The 16573-nt window shown below is 70.9% G+C and carries 17 protein-coding genes; 4 read left to right on the top strand and 13 right to left on the bottom strand.

Going from position 1 to position 16573, the window contains the following annotated elements:
• Positions 1 to 3: 3 nt before the first annotated feature.
• Positions 4 to 369, bottom strand: a complete 366-nt coding sequence (locus tag AB0J72_RS02935; protein WP_344509015.1) for an NADH-quinone oxidoreductase subunit A — start codon at positions 367 to 369, stop codon at positions 4 to 6.
• 184 nt (positions 370 to 553) lie between these two features.
• Positions 554 to 1828, bottom strand: a complete 1275-nt coding sequence (locus AB0J72_RS02930; RefSeq protein WP_344509013.1) for a geranylgeranyl reductase family protein — start codon at positions 1826 to 1828, stop codon at positions 554 to 556.
• A 448-nt stretch (positions 1829 to 2276) separates the two neighbouring features.
• Between AB0J72_RS02930 and AB0J72_RS02925 the strand changes: the two genes are divergently transcribed.
• A complete protein-coding gene (locus AB0J72_RS02925) occupies positions 2277 to 3056 on the top strand; it encodes a hypothetical protein (RefSeq protein ID WP_363393714.1) in 780 nt (259 codons plus the stop codon).
• Positions 3057 to 3911: 855 nt separating this feature from the next.
• Here AB0J72_RS02925 and AB0J72_RS02920 read toward each other — a convergent pair.
• Entirely contained in the window at positions 3912 to 4604 is a 693-nt protein-coding gene (locus tag AB0J72_RS02920) for a demethylmenaquinone methyltransferase (RefSeq protein WP_363393712.1), read from the bottom strand.
• Entirely contained in the window at positions 4601 to 5839 is a 1239-nt protein-coding gene (gene mqnC / locus AB0J72_RS02915; RefSeq protein ID WP_344509007.1) for a cyclic dehypoxanthinyl futalosine synthase, read from the bottom strand. The genes AB0J72_RS02920 and mqnC overlap by 4 nt, the downstream gene beginning before the upstream one ends.
• 80 nt (positions 5840 to 5919) lie before the next feature.
• Between mqnC and AB0J72_RS02910 the strand changes: the two genes are divergently transcribed.
• Positions 5920 to 6867, top strand: a complete 948-nt coding sequence (locus tag AB0J72_RS02910) for an aldo/keto reductase (protein ID WP_363393958.1) — start codon at positions 5920 to 5922, stop codon at positions 6865 to 6867.
• Here the strand turns inward: AB0J72_RS02910 and AB0J72_RS02905 are convergent.
• Genes AB0J72_RS02905 through paaA form a run of 7 tightly spaced genes read right to left on the bottom strand, consistent with a single transcriptional unit; the run spans position 6857 to position 11780 of the window.
• Positions 6857 to 7558, bottom strand: a complete 702-nt coding sequence (locus AB0J72_RS02905) for an anti-sigma factor (protein WP_363393709.1) — start codon at positions 7556 to 7558, stop codon at positions 6857 to 6859. The two genes, AB0J72_RS02910 and AB0J72_RS02905, sit on opposite strands and share 11 nt — an antisense overlap.
• On the bottom strand, positions 7558 to 8166 hold the full coding sequence (locus AB0J72_RS02900; protein WP_363393707.1) for a sigma-70 family RNA polymerase sigma factor: 609 nt from the start codon (positions 8164 to 8166) through the stop codon (positions 7558 to 7560). Before AB0J72_RS02900 ends, AB0J72_RS02905 begins: the two co-directional genes overlap by 1 nt.
• A 49-nt stretch (positions 8167 to 8215) precedes the next feature.
• The gene (gene paaE / locus AB0J72_RS02895; protein WP_363393705.1) at positions 8216 to 9310 is read right to left on the bottom strand and encodes a 1,2-phenylacetyl-CoA epoxidase subunit PaaE; all 1095 of its coding nucleotides are present in this window, start codon (positions 9308 to 9310) and stop codon (positions 8216 to 8218) included.
• Positions 9307 to 9771, bottom strand: coding sequence for a 1,2-phenylacetyl-CoA epoxidase subunit PaaD (gene paaD / locus AB0J72_RS02890; RefSeq protein ID WP_363393956.1), 465 nt, complete (start codon positions 9769 to 9771; stop codon positions 9307 to 9309). The genes paaE and paaD overlap by 4 nt, the downstream gene beginning before the upstream one ends.
• A complete protein-coding gene (paaC, locus tag AB0J72_RS02885) occupies positions 9765 to 10505 on the bottom strand; it encodes a 1,2-phenylacetyl-CoA epoxidase subunit PaaC (protein ID WP_363393703.1) in 741 nt (246 codons plus the stop codon). The genes paaD and paaC overlap by 7 nt, the downstream gene beginning before the upstream one ends.
• On the bottom strand, positions 10502 to 10771 hold the full coding sequence (paaB, locus tag AB0J72_RS02880) for a 1,2-phenylacetyl-CoA epoxidase subunit PaaB (protein ID WP_363393701.1): 270 nt from the start codon (positions 10769 to 10771) through the stop codon (positions 10502 to 10504). The genes paaC and paaB overlap by 4 nt, the downstream gene beginning before the upstream one ends.
• A complete protein-coding gene (gene paaA / locus AB0J72_RS02875; RefSeq protein WP_363393699.1) occupies positions 10761 to 11780 on the bottom strand; it encodes a 1,2-phenylacetyl-CoA epoxidase subunit PaaA in 1020 nt (339 codons plus the stop codon). Before paaA ends, paaB begins: the two co-directional genes overlap by 11 nt.
• 261 nt (positions 11781 to 12041) lie before the next feature.
• Between paaA and AB0J72_RS02870 the strand changes: the two genes are divergently transcribed.
• Complete coding sequence (locus AB0J72_RS02870; RefSeq protein WP_363393697.1) at positions 12042 to 12896, top strand: serine hydrolase; 855 nt, start codon at positions 12042 to 12044, stop codon at positions 12894 to 12896.
• Positions 12897 to 13580: 684 nt separating this feature from the next.
• Here the strand turns inward: AB0J72_RS02870 and AB0J72_RS02865 are convergent.
• Complete coding sequence (locus tag AB0J72_RS02865) at positions 13581 to 14429, bottom strand: menaquinone biosynthesis protein (protein ID WP_344508992.1); 849 nt, start codon at positions 14427 to 14429, stop codon at positions 13581 to 13583.
• A gap of 120 nt (positions 14430 to 14549) precedes the next feature.
• Here AB0J72_RS02865 and AB0J72_RS02860 point away from each other — a divergent pair, with 120 nt between their 5' ends.
• Positions 14550 to 15413 (top strand): hypothetical protein, encoded by an 864-nt coding sequence (locus tag AB0J72_RS02860; protein WP_363393695.1) that lies wholly within the window; start codon positions 14550 to 14552, stop codon positions 15411 to 15413.
• Here AB0J72_RS02860 and AB0J72_RS02855 read toward each other — a convergent pair.
• Complete coding sequence (locus AB0J72_RS02855; RefSeq protein WP_363393693.1) at positions 15319 to 16569, bottom strand: MFS transporter; 1251 nt, start codon at positions 16567 to 16569, stop codon at positions 15319 to 15321. The two genes, AB0J72_RS02860 and AB0J72_RS02855, sit on opposite strands and share 95 nt — an antisense overlap.
• Between the last annotated feature and the right edge of the window lie 4 nt (positions 16570 to 16573).

Here is a 16573-nt window from a genome sequence, read left to right as displayed (position 1 = left end):
GGCTCAGTCCCAATCCAGCCCGCCGCGCCGCCACACGTAGGCGAACGCGACGAACACCGTGACGATGAACAGGACCATCTCCACGAACCCGAACACCCCGAGCATGCCGAAGTTCATGGCCCACGGGTACAGGAAGATGATCTCGATGTCGAAGACGATGAAGAGCATCGCGGTCAGATAGAACTTGACCGGGAAGCGTCCACCGCCGACGGGCTGCGGAGTGGGCTCGATGCCGCACTCGTAGGCGTCGAGCTTCGCCTTGTTGAAGCGGCGCGGCCCGACGAACGGGGCCGCCGCCACCGAGAACAGCGCGAAGGCTGCGGCAAGGGCGAAGAGTCCGAGGATAGGTACGTACGGCGCGAGCGACACTGTGCTGCTCCGTCCTTTCGGCGAGCCCGGCGGGGCTGCCGCCCCTGGGGACCACTCAAGCTGTATGCGGTTTAACACTATTCGGTGAGGTCCGGACTGCTCCGTCCGGGGCTGTGCTTTTGGCCGTGCTTTTGGCTGTTCAGTTGCGGTTTTCGGGATGTGCCGTCATATGTCTGCCTGCTGGCTAAGCTGCCGGCGCGATCCGGGTCATCGCGTTGATCACACGGTCCATGGCGTCGCCACCCCGCGGGTCGGTGAGGTTGGCGAGGAGCTTCAGGACGAACCGCATGAGCATCGGGTGGGGCATGCCGTGCTTGGTGGCCATCCGCATCACCTGCGGATTGCCGATCAGCTTCACGAAGATGTTGCCGAGCCGGTAATAGCCGCCGTAACGCGCCTTGAGCTCGGTCGGGTAGTTGGCCAGCACCCGCTCGCGCGCGGTGCCCTGCGGGCGGGCCAGGGCCTGGATGGCGATCTCCGCCGCCAGCTCACCCGACTCCATCGCATACGCGATGCCCTCACCGTTGAACGGGTTGACCATGCCGCCCGTGTCGCCCACCAGCAGGACGCCCCGGGTGTAGTGCGGCACCCGGTTGAAGCCCATCGGCAGCGCGGCGCCCTGCGGCTTGCCCTCGGCGTTGGCCGGGTCGGACAGGCCCCACTCGGCCGGCGTGTTGTCGACCCAGTCGGAGAGCAGCGTCTTGTAGTTGGTCTTGCCGTAGGCCACGCTGCTGTTGAGCACGCCCAGGCCGACGTTGACCCGGCCGTCGCCGAGGCCGAAGATCCAGCCATAGCCGGGCAGCAGCTTGTCGCCGGACTCGCGGCTGCGCAGCTCCAGCCATGACTCCAGGTAGTCGTCGTCGTGCCGGAACTCGCTGCGGAAGTATTGCCGGACGGCCACACCCATCGGCCGGTCCTCCCGCTTGGCGATGCCGAGCGCGAGCGCGAACCGGCCGGAGACCCCGTCGGCCGCGATGACCAGCGGCGCCCGGAACTCCAGCGGCTCCTTGCCGGGGCCGGTCGCGGTCACGCCGACGACCCGGCCGGTGCGGTCGAGGATCGGGCCCGTCACCGGCGTGCCGGTGCGCAGGATCGCGCCGGCGTCGGTCGCGGCCGTGGCCAGCATCTGGTCGAAGTCCATGCGGGTGCGGGTCAGCCCGTAGTCCGGGAAGCTCGCGAGGTCGGGCCAGTCGAGCTCGAGCCGGATGCCGCCACCGATGACGCGCAGGCCGCGGTTGTGCAGCCAGCCCTTCTCCTCGGTGGTGTCGATGCCCATCTTGATGAGCTGCTTGACCGCGCGCGGGGTCAGGCCGTCGCCGCAGACCTTCTCCCGGGGGAACTCGGTCTTCTCCAGCAGCAGCACCCGCAGCCCGTGCCGGGCAAGGTGGAACGCGGCGGACGAACCGCCGGGCCCGGCGCCGACGACGATGACATCTGCGTCTTGCCGTGTGTCGGTCACAGCCGTCACCTCCCTGCCCTTCGTCTCGCTGACCGGTGGATCCCCGGGGTCATTCCCCAGGTCGCTCCCCGGTCGTCTGCGGTCGTTTCCGGCTCGTGAAAGTCTTCACAAAGTCACTCTGGTGCGAGTCTAGAACCGTGACGAGGTCCGCTGTCGGTTAGGCGACCCTAAGTTTTCACCCGAGCGGTCACCTAGATCGGCAAATAGGACGACAAGGCAGCGGTCGGTCGGATCCAGCGTCTCGGAGACGGTGATCATGGCGCTGGGTTATCCACAGAAAATTGTTGTGCGTCGACTTCGGACGGGTGCATGACGATCCTCGGTCATCATGAACCCCGGGCAGCCGGACCGTGACCGGCTCGACGCACTTGCCGCTGACCAACGCGGCCTCTTCACTCGCGCACAGGCTCTGAGCTGCGGTTTCAGCACCCTGCGGATCAGGACCAAGATGCAGGCCGGCGACTGGTCCCCGGTCGTCCGGGACGTCTTCGCCGACCGCGGCCTGCCGGTCACCTCCAGGCTGCGCGACGTCGCCGCGCAGCTCGCCCTTCCCGGCGCCGTGCTCGCCGGCCCGTCCGCCGCCCGCTGGCACGGCTGGGAGGTGCCGAGCACAGAGACGTTCGTCGCATTTCCGGGCCGCCGCCCGCGGCTCAGGCACGTCCACGTCGTGCCGGTGGACCTGCCCGCGACGGACATCTGCACCGTCGACCAGCAACAGGTCACGACACCGTCACGCACCGTGTTCGACTGCGCCCGCCTGCTGCCCGACGGCGCCGCCTCGGCCCTGCTGGCGACCGCCCTGCAGGAGTGCTGGACGACGATGCCCGACCTGGCGACCCGCATCCGCGACGCCACCGGCCGGCACGGGACGCCGCGGCTGGTCCGGCTGGTGCGGATGGTCGCCCTGGGCAATCGCACGGCCGCGCAGAAGCTGGCGGGGAAGCTGCTGCAGCGGGCCGGGATCTGGGGCTGGTCACCGCACGAGCCGATCAGCGACCGGTGGGGCCTGATCGGCCTGGGCGACCTGGTCTTCCCCGAGGCGAAGCTGGTCATCGAGCTGGGCATCGACGAGCTGGAGCCGGCGCCGCTGCGGGAGCGGCACACCCGGTTGGCCGCCGCCGGGTGGACGGTCGTCAGCTACTCCTGGACCGACCTGACCACCCGGCCGTCCGACCTGGTGGCCGAGCTCCGCCAGCACCTGGACCGCCTGACCCCGGTGCGGTGGTGACGGTGGCGCCGCTCGACCCCGGTGCGGTGATGACAGTGGCGCTCGGCCCCGGTGCGGTGATGACAGTGGCGCTCGGCCCGCTGCGCTGGAACGCCTGGCCGGCGCCCCGCCCTCCGCCCCGTCCTTCATGATCCCGTGCGGTTCCGGTAGCCCTGGCCCCGGAACCGCACGGGATCACGGGCGGGTCGGTCGCGGAGCGTCAGCCGGAGCCACGCTCAACGGCATCCGGCCATCGGACGTCGCCCGCTGGCGCACCCCTGCCGGTGTGGTCGCAGCGGCGCGCCCCGCCAGCGTGCGGGAGTGCCGGGGTGCCGGGGTGCCGGGGTGAGTCTCCCGGTGAACGCAGGTGAGCCTTTCGTGACCACGCCGCTGGAGCGGCTCGTCGCGTCCGGCGAGTTCGTCGCGCCCGGCGAGTTCGTCGCGCCCGGCGAGTTAGCTGGTCGCGCCCGGCGAGCTGGTCGCGTCCGGCGAGCTGGTCGCGTCCGGCGAGCTGGTCGCGCCCGGCGAGTTAGCTGGTCGCGCCCGGCGAGCTGGTCGCGTCCGGCGAGCTGGTCGCGCCCGGCGAGTTAGCTGGTCGCGCCCGGCGAGCTGGTCGCGCCCGGCGAGCTGGTCGCGCCCGGCGAGCTGGTCGCGCCCGGCGAGGAGGACCGGATCTGACGGACCTGCCGCCCAGTTTTCTGGAGCTTCTCGCGACGGACCGCCGTGCAATGTGGGCGGCCGGTCGTGTGGTGCGGGATGAGCGTCTCGTAGCGGGCCCGCCGCGCGGGTGCGAGGCGAGCCCTCCCCCGACGCGAAACCGCCGGGATGCAGGGTGAGCATCCCGGCGGCGGGCCGCGGTGAAGGTGGCGGTCGGGGCTAGACGCGGAAGCCGCGGTGCAGGGCTACCACGCCGCCGGTGAGGTTGCGCCAGGCGACCTTGCGCCAGCCGTTGGCGGCGACGCGGCCGGCCAGGCCTTCCTGGTCGGGCCAGGCGCGGATGGACTCGGCGAGGTAGACGTAGGCGTCGGGGTTGCTGGAGACGCGCTTGGCGACCTGGGGGATGGCCTTGACCAGGTAGCCGAGGTAGGCGCCGCGGAAGGGGCGCCAGGTGGGGTGGCTGAACTCGCAGATGACCAGGCGGCCGCCGGGCTTGGTGACGCGGGCCATCTCCTGGAGCGCGGCGTCGGTGTCGACGATGTTGCGCAGGGCGAAGGAGATGGTGATGGCGTCGAAGGTCTCGTCGGCGAAGGGCAGGGCCAGGGCGTCGCCGGCGAGGAGCGGGACCGCCGGGCGCTTGACGTGGCCGGCCTGGAGCATGCCGATGGAGAGGTCGACGCCGACGGCGAAGGCGCCGGACTTGGCCAGCTCCTCGGTCGAGACGCCGGTGCCCGCGCCGAGGTCGAGGACGCGTTCGCCGGGCTTGAGGCCGAGCGCGAGGCGGGTCTCGCGGCGCCAGATGCGGTCCTGGCCGCCGGAGATCACGGTGTTGGTGAGGTCGTAGCGCTTGGCCACGCCGTCGAACATGGCGGCAACCTCGTGGGGCTGCTTGTCCAGCGAGGCGCGGCTCATGACGACACCGGCGTCAGCGGGATGGAGCGGCCGGTGCCGCCGCCGGGGATGGCGATCGAGGAGAAGTGTGATTGCACGCGGTCGTCCGTGGGGTCGTCGGCGGGGGTCAGGTGGACGCGCAGATGGCGGTACTGGGTGTCGCGCTGCGCGGGAATCCGGTCGGCGTCGCGGATCATCTGGACCAGTTCGGTGAGGCGGGAGCGGTGGCGGGCGCCGGCGGAGGAGATGACGTTCTCCTCCAGCATGATCGAGCCGAGGTCGTCGACGCCGAGGTGCAGCGACACCTGCCCGACGTCCTTGCCCGTGGTGAGCCACGAGGACTGCAGGTGGGCGATGTTGTCGAAGAACAACCGCGAGACCGCGACGAGTCGCAGGTATTCGAGGCTGGTCGCCTGGGTGCGGCCCTTCAGGTGGTTGTTCTCCGGCTGGTAGGTCCACGGGATGAACGACCGGAAGCCGCCGACGGTGCCGTCGAGGTCCGCCTCGGTCGTGTAGCCGTTGGCGACCGCCTTGTCCTGCACGTCGCGGATCATGCGCAGGTGCTCGATGCGCTCGGCGTTGGTCTCGCCTGTGCCCATCATCATCGTGGCGGTGGAGGAGACGCCGAGGCGGTGGGCCTGGGTCATGACCTCGAGCCAGCGCTCGCCGGACTCCTTGAGCGGGGCGATCGCCTTGCGCGGGCGCTCGGGGAGCATCTCCGCGCCGGCGCCGGCGATGGAGGCGAGGCCGGCGGCCTTGATCCGCAGGATCGCCTCCTCGATCGAGACGCCGGAGACCTTGGCCATGTGCAGGACCTCGGACGGGCCGATCGAGTGGATGACCAGCGACGGGAACGCCTGCTTGACGGAGGAGAACAGCTCCTCGTAGTACTCGACGCCGTACTCCGGATGGTGGCCACCCTGCAGCATCACCTGGGTCGCGCCGAGGTCGACCGCCTCCTGGCAGCGGTGCAGGATCTCCTCGGTGCCGTGCGTCCAGCCCTCGGCGTGCTTCGGCGCCCGGTAGAAGGCGCAGAACTTGCAGGCCGTGACACAGACGTTGGTGTAGTTGATGTTGCGGTCGATGAGGTACGTGACGATGTTGTCCGGGTATCGGCGGCGGCGCACCGTGTCGGCCGCCTCACCCAGCGGGTGGAACGGGGCGTCGGTGTAGAGCAGCAGCGCCTCCTCCGCGCTGATCCGCCCGCCGTCGGCCGCACGCTGCAGAATGTCGCTGATCACCGGAGTCTCCGTCACACCTCCGAGACTACGTTGGCGGCAAACGGGTATGGCAGGGCCCCGCGACCTCTCGTGCCTAGGATCACCAAGTGACTGACATGCGTTATCGACGCCTCGGCTCCTCGGGCCTGACCGTCTCCGTCGTCGGCATCGGATGCAACAACTTCGGCGGCCGCATCGACGCGGACCGCGCGGCGGGCGTGGTCCACGCCGCGATCGATCTCGGAGTGACCCTGTTCGACACCGCCGACGTGTACGGCGCGACCCCGGGCGCCTCGGAGGAGGCGCTGGGCAAGGCGCTGGGAAAGCGGCGGGACGAGGTCATCGTCGCGACCAAGTTCGGCATGGACGCGCGCGGCTCGAACGGGCCCGACTGGGGCGCGCGGGGCAGCCGGCGGTACATCGCGAGGGCCGTCGAGGCGTCGCTGTGGCGCTTGAAGACCGAATACATCGACCTCTACCAGCTGCACGCCCCAGACCCGGGGACGCCGATCGAGGAGACCCTCGACGCCCTCGACGCGCTCATCAAAGCGGGCAAAGTCCGGTACATCGGACACTCGAACTTCTCCGGATGGCAGGCGGCCGACGCGGCATGGACCGCGAAGACCACCGGGAAGGCGCCGTTCGTCAGCGCGCAGAACTACTACTCGCTGCTGGAGCGCGGCATCGAGAAGGACCTGGTGCCGGCGCTGGAGCACTACGGGGTGGGTCTGCTGCCGTTCTTCCCGCTCGCGCACGGGCTGCTGACCGGCAAGTACCGGCGCGGCGAGGCCGCCCCCGAGGGCACCCGCCTGGCGCGGGACGGCTTCGACAAGGTCCTCGCCGCCGCGCCCTGGGACGCGATCGAGCGCCTGGAGGCGGTCGGCAGGGAGCGGGGCGTCGACCTGCTGACGGTCGCGATCGGTGGCCTGGCCGCCCGGCCGGCGGTGACCAGCGTGATCGCCGGCGCGACCAGCCCCGAGCAGGTCGAGGCCAACGTCGCGGCCGGATCCTGGGTCCCCACCGCCGAGGACCAGGCCGCGATCGAGGCCGCCCTCACAGGTTGATCTGACCGACGCCCGTCGGCGAGGGCAGCCGCGATCCGCCCTCGGGCTCCACGGTGACGGCGAACCTGGGCGCGAGTCCGGTGATGTACTGCCGGCCCGTCCCACCGGCCACGACACCGACCGGTGCGGGACCGGAGTCGCCGATCATCCACAGCTGGTAGTCCTTGCCGGCGCCAGGGTCGGCGAGGCCGTTCAGGACCGCCACCGCGGCGTTCCGGGAGGGCGAAACGATCAGCGTCACCCGGCCGCCCGCCATCTCCGAGGAGACCAGGCGGGCGTCCGGAGCGGCGAGGACGGCGTCGATCCGCGCGTTCTCCCGCTGTACGCCCTGCCGCGCGACCGTCCAGGTGCCGACGCCCACGCCGGCGGCCAGCACCGCGGCGGCGACCGCGCCGGCGGTCCAGCGCAGCAGCCGGGAGCGCCGGGACCGGCCCGCGCCGGAGGCACCCCGCCGGGGTCGTTCCTGCGCCGTCCGGCCGACCTCGGCCAGTACCGACTCCCGCAGCCGCGGCGGGGGTGCCTCGGCGACCGCATGGGTCAGCCACGAGGCCGTCTCCCGCAGCTCGGCGACCTCGACCGCGCACGTCCCGCACTCCCGCAGGTGCCGGTCGAAGGCGGCGCGCTCCAGATCGTCGACCGCGTCCAGCGCGTACGCGCCGGCCAGCGCGTGGATGTCCACCGTCTCGGCCATCAGAACGCCACCCCCAGGCAGTCCCGCATCCGGATCAGCCCGTCACGCATGCGTGTCTTGATGGTCGGCAGCGCGGCGCCGAGCAGGTCGGCGACCTCGCGGTAGCTGTTGCCGTTGTAGTACGCGAGCGTGATCGCCTCGCGCTGCAGGTCGGTGAGGCCGTCGAGGCAGCGGCGGACCTGCTGCTGCTCGATGCGGGCCGTCGCGGTCTCGACCACGTCGTCGTACGGGGTGTCGACGCTGCTCGCGGCCACCCGCTGCGCCCGGTCGCTGCTGGCCTGCTCGGCGCGGACCCGGTCGACGGCCCTGCGGTGCGCGATCGTGAAGACCCACGCGGTCGCGGAGCCGCGGGCACCGTCGAAGCGGCCGGCGTTGCGCCACACCTCGACCATGACCTCCTGCGCGACCTCCTCCGACTGGGCCGGGTCCCGCAGCACGCGGCGGATCAGTCCGTACACGCGCGGCGACAGCAGGTCGTACAGCTCGGCGAACGCCCGCTCGTCGCCCCGGGCGACCCGACCCAGCAGCTCGTCGGCGTCGACGCGGCGCTGCGGGGGCGGCACGGCGACGAGTCGCTGGGTGGGCAGCTCCTCGTGTTCGGGTCTCATGTCGTTCATTCGGAGCCGCCGCGGCCGCGGATGGGATCGATCCCGAGCGTCATGCGTCGTAGTCCACCACGACCTTGTCGGTGATCGGCAGGGCCTGACAGGTGAGGACATACCCGGCGGCGACCTCGTCGGGCTCCAGGGCGAAGTTGCGGGCCATCTCCACGGAACCGGACACGATCTTGGCGCGGCAGGTGGAGCAGACACCGCCCTTGCACGCATACGGCAGCTCGGGTCGCTGCCGGAGCGCGGCGTCGAGAATCCGCTCGTCAGGAGCCATCGCGATGGTCGACGTCCGGCCGTCGAGCACGATGTCGACCGTCACGCCCGCTACTTCAGAGGTGGCACGGGCAGGCGCTGCCGGTACATCGGCGACATGGAACAACTCGGTGTGCACGGCGGCGTCGGACACGCCCCGGAGGCTCAGCGCGACCCGGGCGTCGAGGACCATGCCGTGCGGCCCGCACAGGAACCACTCGTCGACGGTGGCCGCCGGGACCAGCGTGTCGAGGATGGCGCCGATGCGCTGCTCGTCGAGGCGGCCCGACAGCAGCGCCGACTCCTGCGCCTCCCGCGACAGCACATGTACGACGTGCAGCCGCTCGCGATGGCGGTCCTTGAGGTCGGCGAGCTCCTCGGCGAACATGACCGTGCCGGCGGCGCGGTTGCCGTAGACGACGGTGAACCGGCTGGCCGGCTCGACCTCGAGGGCCGTCGCGACCAGCGACAGGACCGGCGTGATGCCGGATCCGGCGACCAGCGCCCCGTAGTGCCGGGTGCGGGCCGGGTCGAACGCCGTGGTGAAGTGGCCCAGCGGCGGCATCACGTCGATCTCGTCGCCGGGGCAGAGGTCGGCGACCGCGTAGGACGAGAACGCCCCGCCGGGCACGGCCCTGATCCCGACCCGCAGGACCCCTTCGGCGGCGAGCTTCGACGGGCTCGAGCAGATGGAGTACGAGCGGCGGACCTCGGTGTCGCCGTGCCATCTGCGCACGGTGAGGTGCTGCCCGGCCTGGAACGCGAACGCGGCGCGCTGCGGCGCCGGGACGTCGAACGTCACCACGACCGAGTCGTCGGTGAGCTGCTCGACGTCGACGACGGGCAGCCGGTGGAACGTCGGGCGGCGCAGCTTGGGCGGGGCCGTCATAGCGCCTTCACCGCGTCGAAGGGCTCGAGGCAGGCGGTGCAGCGCCACAGCGACTTGCACGCGGTCGAGCCGAACCGGGACAGCTGCTCGGTCGCCGGCGACCCGCACCTGGGACATCGGATCGACAGCTGGACGGCCACCTTGGTGGAGCTCGGCGGCGCGATGCCGGCCGCGGCCAGCTTCGACCTGCCCTCCTCGGTGATCATGTCGGTGGTCCAGGGCGGGTCGAGCACGGTCCGCACCTTGACGTCGGCGACGCCCACCTCGTGCAGGGCGGACTCGATGTCGCTGCGGATCAGGTCCATGGCGGGGCAGCCCGAATACGTCGGGGTGATCGTCACCGTGACGGCGCTGCCGTCTTCGGTGACGTCGACGTCGCGGAGGATGCCGAGCTCGGCGACGTTGAGGACCCGCAGCTCGGGGTCCTTGACGGCGGCGACCACGTCGAACAGTGTCACCAGCGGGCTCCCGGGTGTGCGCGGTGCAGCACCTGCATGTCGGCGAGCAGCTCGGTCAGGGCCTCGGTGTGCTCGGTCCTGCTCATGACCGCCGTCTCGGTGTTCGGTCTGCTCAGCTGGGACTCGGTCAGGACCGTGTCGATCGTCTCGAGCCAGGCCGGGCGCAGCGTCGACGGGGCGACCACGACGCCGGCCAGGGCCAGGGTGTGCACGGCGGGGCCGGCCTCGAACAGCTGGTGCGTGTAGGGCCAGATCTGGTCGACGGCGGCCTGCATGCGGCGGTGCGACTCATCGGTGCCGTCGCCGAGCCGCACGACCCACCTGGAGCTGTGGTCGACGTGGTACGCCGACTCCTTCCTGGCCTTGGCGGCGACCGCGGCGATCCGCTCGTCGCCGGCGCCGATCGACCGGTCGTAGAGCAGCCGCTGGTACACCGACAGGAACAGCAGCTTGGCCATGGTGACCGCGAAGTCACCGTTGTCGAGCTCGACCAGCCGGACGTTGCGGAACTCGTGCGCCTCGCGCAGGTATGCCAGGTCGTCCTCGGTGCGGCCCTGGCCTTCGAGCTCGCCGGCGTAGCTCAGCAGCATCCTGGCGACGCCGAGCTGGTCGAGGGCGATGTTGGCCAGCGCGATGTCCTCCTCCAACTCCGGCGCGCGCGAGCACCACTCGCTCAGCCGCTGCGCGGCGATCAGCGCGTCGTCGGCGAGGCCCAGCACATACCCGAAGTGGCTCATATGTGGCTCGCACCTTCGGGCACGTCGTAGAACGTGGGATGCCGGTACACCTTGTCGGCGGCGGGCGCGAAGAAGGCGTCCTTCTCGTCGGGGCTGCTCGCGGTGATCTCCGTGGCCGGCACGACCCAGATCGAGACGCCCTCCTGGCGGCGGGTGTAGACGTCGCGGGCGTTGCGCAGCGCCATCTCGGCGTCGGACGCGTGCAGGCTGCCGACATGGGCGTGGGACAGCCCCCGCCTCGGCCGGACGAATACTTCAAACAGCACTGTTCTCTCTTTTCGCCGCGTACGCCATGGCGGCCTCACGCACCCAGGCGCCGTCCTCGTGGGCCCGCCGGCGGTGCTCCATGCGCTGCTGGTTGCAGGGGCCGTCGCCCTTGATCACGCGCATCAGCTCGTCGTAGTCGGGCTGCGTGTAGTGGTGCAGCTGGCGCTCCTCGTCCCACCGCAGGTCGGGGTCGGGAATCCGCAGGTCGAGGACGCCGGCCTGCTGGACGCACATGTCGACGAACCGCTGCCGCAGCTCGTCGTTGGAGAACCGCTTGATCTTCCAGGCCATCGACCGCTCGGAGTGGGTCGAGTCGCCGTCGGGCGGGCCGAACATCGCCAGCGACGGATACCACCACCGGTCGACGGCGTCCTGGGCCATCGCCTTCTGCTCGGGGGTGCCGTGCGACAGCGTGTGCAGGATCTCGAACCCCTGCCGCTGGTGGAACGACTCCTCCTTGCAGACGCGGATCATCGCCCGCGCATACGGCCCGTAGGAGCACCGGCACAGCGGCACCTGGTTGACGATCGCGGCCCCGTCGACGAGCCAGCCGATCGCGCCGACGTCGGCCCAGGTCAGGGTCGGGTAGTTGAAGATGGAGCTGTACTTCTGCCGGCCGTCGATGAGCATCTCGACCAGCTCGTCGCGGGAGATGCCGAGCGTCTCGGCGGCGGCGTAGAGATACAGGCCGTGCCCGGCCTCGTCCTGCACCTTCGCCAGCAGGATCGCCTTGCGCTTCAGCGACGGCGCGCGGGAGATCCAGTTGCCCTCCGGCTGCATGCCGATGATCTCCGAGTGCGCGTGCTGGGCGATCTGCCGGATCAGCGTCTTGCGGTAGGCCTCGGGCATCCAGTCGCGTGGCTCGATCTTCTGGTCGGCCGCGACGATCGCGTCGAAGTAGCCCTGGAGGTCCTCACCAGCCGCGACGTCCCGACCGGCGGCGTCTTGAAGGTCCCGCTCGGCGCTGTCCACCTGCTCGAGGAGCGGGGCGAAGTCGTTGCCGTACACCCCCTCAGTGTTACAGCAACTGACCGCATCGGCAAGAAGGTGTCACAGTCATCGAGGCAACTACCAGGGACCTTTGAGCGCGTCCGAGCTGCGAAGAATGCGTTGGAAGGAGAGACTGTCCGGGATCATCACGTGGCGTCACCCCCTGATTGCTTACGTGCTGGTTACCCCGGCTACATCTGCTCATGACCAGCGGTCGATGCAATGGGTGCGACCGCCAGGGAGGACCACCGACCCATGCGCAAACGCGTCGGATTCACCATGCTCGTACTGTTGGCCGTCGCAGTGATGATCGGCGTCCCGTTCGTCTGGGGCAGCGACCTGCTGGACGACCGCAGTTTCAGCGCCGCCGCGCCCGCGGCCGTGGCCGAGTCCGAGGCGGCGCAGGTCGAGGCGACCCGGAAGGCCGCCCCGGCGGCGCCGGCCGCCCCGTCACTCCCGCCGGCGCTGCTGCACCCGGCCACCGTCACGGTCAACGCCACGGGCTTCTGGTCCTGGACGGTTTTGGACCGCCGCACCGGCGAGATGGCCGGCTCCCCCAACGCCACCACCACCCAGCGCACCGCCTCGATGATCAAGGCCTGGCTGGCCGCCGACTACCTGCGCCGCACCCCGAACCCCAGCGCCTCGAACCTCCGCCAGCTCACATCCATGATCCGCAACAGCGACAACACCGCCGCCTCGTACTTCTGGACCCTCGACGGCCGCTCGGCCAGCATCACGCGGCTCGTGCAGATGTGCGGGCTGACGGACAGCAAGGCCTACATCGACTGGGCCAGCACCCTGCTCTCGGCCCGCGACGCCGCCCGGATGGGCGCCTGCATCGGCGACGGCCGCGCAGCCGGTCCGAAGTGGACCGACTGGGTCCTCAACGAGATGCGCAACGTCGCCAGCAGCCAGGAGTTCGGCATCGTGCCCGCCCTGCCGGCCGCGGAGCAGGCGACGACGGCGGTCAAGAACGGCTGGATCGCCCGCAGCGACGGCAAGTGGCACGTCAACTGCCTGGCCATCGGCACCGAGTGGGTCCTCAGCGTCCTGACCGTCTACCCGTCCTCGAAGGGCATGGGCTACGGCGCCGAGATCTGCACCAGCGTCACCCGCCAACTCCTGGCCTAGCGAACCCACCTTCCGCCGCCTGCCCCCTGCCGGACATCGCCGCCTGCCCTGCCGGACATCGCGGTCGGCAGCGACGGCCCGGCCCTGCGCCACACCGGCCGCGCCGCACCAGTCCCGCCGCACCGGCCGCGCCGCACCGGTCCCGCCGCACCGGTCCCGCCGCACCGGTCCCGCCGGATCGGACCCACCGGATCGGCCCCACCGCACCGGTCGTGCCGGATCGGTCCCGCCACGACGGCCGCCCGCAACGCGGGCCTCGCCGCCCCGCCCGAACTGGGACCCGCCCGTGCTCTGCCCTCGACGCGCATCCCAACCCCGCCGCAGCCCCAACGTCCGGCATCTCGCGACGATGGCGCCCGCGCTCGCTCGGCCCCAGCCAGGCAAGCGTTCCAGCCGGCCCCAACCAACCAGCCCCAACCAACCCCAACCAGCCGGGGCCAGACAGGCAAGCGTTCCAGCCGGGGCCGGGCGAGCATTCCAAGCCGGGCGAGCGTGTCAGGCGCGCGCGATCAGGCAGCGAACGGGCGGCGACTCGGGGACGGGTAGGACGTCAGGCAGGGCTCAGGCCTCGCGTGGGCCGGAAGGCGGGAGCGGTCGCGGTGGCGCTCCGATTTCTCTCCACCGTACCTGACGCATACAAATTGATCACTGAAGCCGTATACATCCAAGTCACCGAATGTAGTGCTAGCCGATGAAGAACTCCGGGCCGTTCGGGGGAAGGGCGGGCACGACGCCGCGGGCGGCGGTGCGGCGGGCGAACTCGCGGATGCCCTCGACCTGGCGGGCGCCGAGGGAGAAGTCCAGCACGCGGAAGTAGTGGGCGAGGGTTGCCGCCGACAGGGTCTCCCAGCGGGCGGCGGCCTCGGCGACCTCGTCGAGCTCGGTCAGGCAGAGCTCCTTGGAGCGCAGGAACGCCTGGTGGACGTCCTTGACCAGGCCGGGGTGGGCCTCGGCGAAGGAGCGCCGGACGGCCCAGGCGGCGAAGACCATCGGCAGGCCCGTCCAGTCGCGCCAGGCCTGGCCGAGGTCGGTGACGGTCCAGCCGTGCTGCGGGGCGTCGTGCATCGCGCGCAGGGCAACGTCGCCGATGATCACGGCGGCGTCGGCCTCGTCGAGCATGCGGGCCAGGTCGGGTGGGCTCTGGAAGTACGTGGGTGTGACGCCGACCTTCGACTCCAGGTACATCTGGGCGAGCATGACGCCGGTGCGGGACGTGGCGCCCAGTGCGACGCGCCGGCCCGAGAGCGAGGTGAGCGGCACGGTGGACACGAGGTTGACCGACAGCACCGGGCCGTCGCTGCCGACCGCGATGTCGGGTAACAGCAGCAGATCGGAGGCGTTGCGCAGGTACTCGACCATGGTGATCGGGCCGACGTCGAGGTCGCCGGCAACGAGGGCGGCGCTCAGCCGCTCGGGGGAATCCTTGTGCAGGTCGACGTCGATCAGTGCGCCCGAGCGCATCAGCCCCCAGTAGAGCGGCAGACAGTTCAGGAACTGGATGTGGCCGACGCGGGGCCGCTGCAGTGCAGGCACACCGCCCATGGTGCCCCAGGATTCGCCGCTCAAGCAGGAGAGGCGGTCATTGTCACAGCGTGTGATTCGGCGGGACACGCAGGCGGGCGGGGCATTGTCACGGCGCGTACCCTCTTGGGGATGCGACGCCCCCTCGCAGTACTGACCTGCGCCATCATGCTGGCGGGCTGCAGCACACCCGCGGAGCAAAAGCCGCAAAACGCCCAGCAGGCCGCCGCAGCGACCTCGGAAGCCGCGGCGAGTGCGTCCGCGGCGAGTCCGGCAGCGAGCCCGAGCCCCAGCGGCCCGCTCTTCGCGCCGACCAATCCGGTGACGATGAACGTCAAGGGCTTCTGGTCGTGGGCGTTCTACGACCTGAAGGAAGACAAGATGTACGGGTCGACCCCGTACACGACGAGCGACACCGCGAGCATGGCGAAGGCCTGGGTCGCCGCGGACTGGCTGCGCCGGCAGGCCGAGCAGAACAAGCAGCCCGCGGCCGCCGCGCTGCAGGAGCTGTCGCGCATGATCCGCGACTCCGAGACGGAGAACACGTTCAAGTACCACGTCCAGAACGGCAACCTGACCTCGATCAAGCGCATGGTCACGACCTGTGGGCTCACGGAGACCAAGGGCACGCAGAACTCGTGGAGCCTGACGCAGATGTCGGCGCGTGACGTGGCCCGGCTGGCGAAGTGCATCGGTGACGGGCGGGCGGCGGGGCCGAAGTGGACCGGCTGGCTGCTCAACGAGATGCGCAACGTGCGCGGGCCGGGGCGGTTCGGGCCGATCGAGGTGCTGCCGGCGGACGTACAGAAGGCGACCGCGATCAAGAACGGCTGGCTCGCCCGGGACGACGGTCAGTGGCACATCGCGTGCATGGCCGTCGGCGACGGGTGGACGATCGGGATCATGGCGCACTACCCGAGCACGCTGGGGAAGGACTACGGGACGAAGACGTGCCGGGAAGTGACGAAGCAGCTGCTGACCCAGCCGCCGCGCTGACCCGCCACATCCAGCTGCCGAGGGTCGCGGCGGCGATGAGGCCGGCGATGCCGCAGCCGATGACGATCTGCCGCGGTTCGAACCGGCCGACGAGCACGCCGCCGGCCGCGTAGCCGATGAGGTTGGCGGCGTTGATCACGGCGCCGAACCGGGCGAAGAACGCTCCTCGCACGGCCGCGGGGACGCGCCTGGCGGCGATGACGCCGAGGAAGTTGTTCTCCGCTCCGTTCACGGCGCCGCCCAGCAGCCACAGGGGGTACATCAGCAACACCGCGGTGACGAAGCCTGACAGCAGCACGACCAGCGCGGTCGCCAGGTGCATCAGCGCGAGGACCCGGCCGAGTGCGCCGTCGTCGCGGGCGCGGGACGCGGCGAGCCATCCTCCGGCCAGCATGCCGGCCGTCCACGCCGCTTCGACGAGCCCGAACTCGGCAGGGCTGCCGCCGAGCGTCTCCCGGATGAAGAACACGCCCACGACCATGTTGACGTTGATCGTGAGCACGATGGCCCCGACCAGGCAGGTCAATGCGAGCAGGAATTTGTCGTCGCGGATTTTCCACGGTGTACGACCAGTGCCTGCCGCTTCTGCCGGCGCCGCCGTGCGGCGGGTGCGCAGCAGGAGCCCAGCGGCGACGACGGCCAGGTAGGTGACGGCGTCGATGAGCAGCGGGACGCGCAGGCCGAACGCGCCGACGAGCAGCCCGGCGAGGGCGGGTCCGGCGAGCGAGCCGACCGAGTTGGCGGTCTGCCCGATCGCCATCGCCCGGCCGACGCCGTCGGGTCCGGCGCAGTCGGGCAGCAGGGCGTTGAACGTCGGTGAGGTCACCGCGACGCCGGCGGCCAGCAGCGCGACCAGCGTGATCAGCAGCCAGGTGTTGGTGGTGAGGGCCATCGCGGCGCAGCAGGCGGCCTGGCCGAGGCCGACGGTGGTGAGCAGGACGCGGCTGTCGATCCGGTCGACGAGCCGGCCGACGAGCGGGGCGAGCGCGACGACCGGCAGGACCGACGCGATGAGGACGGCTGCGACGGCGGATCCGCCCGCGCCGCGGTCCTGCAGCGCGAGCAGGATCGCGGTGGCGGCCATGAAGTCCCCGAGGTACGAGACGCCTCGCGCGACCGCGAGCAGGTACACGTCACGAGCGGATGTGAAGGACATACTT

The sequence above is a fragment of the Dactylosporangium sp. NPDC049742 genome, from assembly GCF_040674675.1.
GTDB classification, from domain to species: Bacteria; Actinomycetota; Actinomycetes; order Mycobacteriales; family Micromonosporaceae; genus Dactylosporangium; species Dactylosporangium maewongense.
Note: the sequence above shows the minus strand (reverse complement) of the source record. Positions and strands in the feature narration are given on the sequence as shown.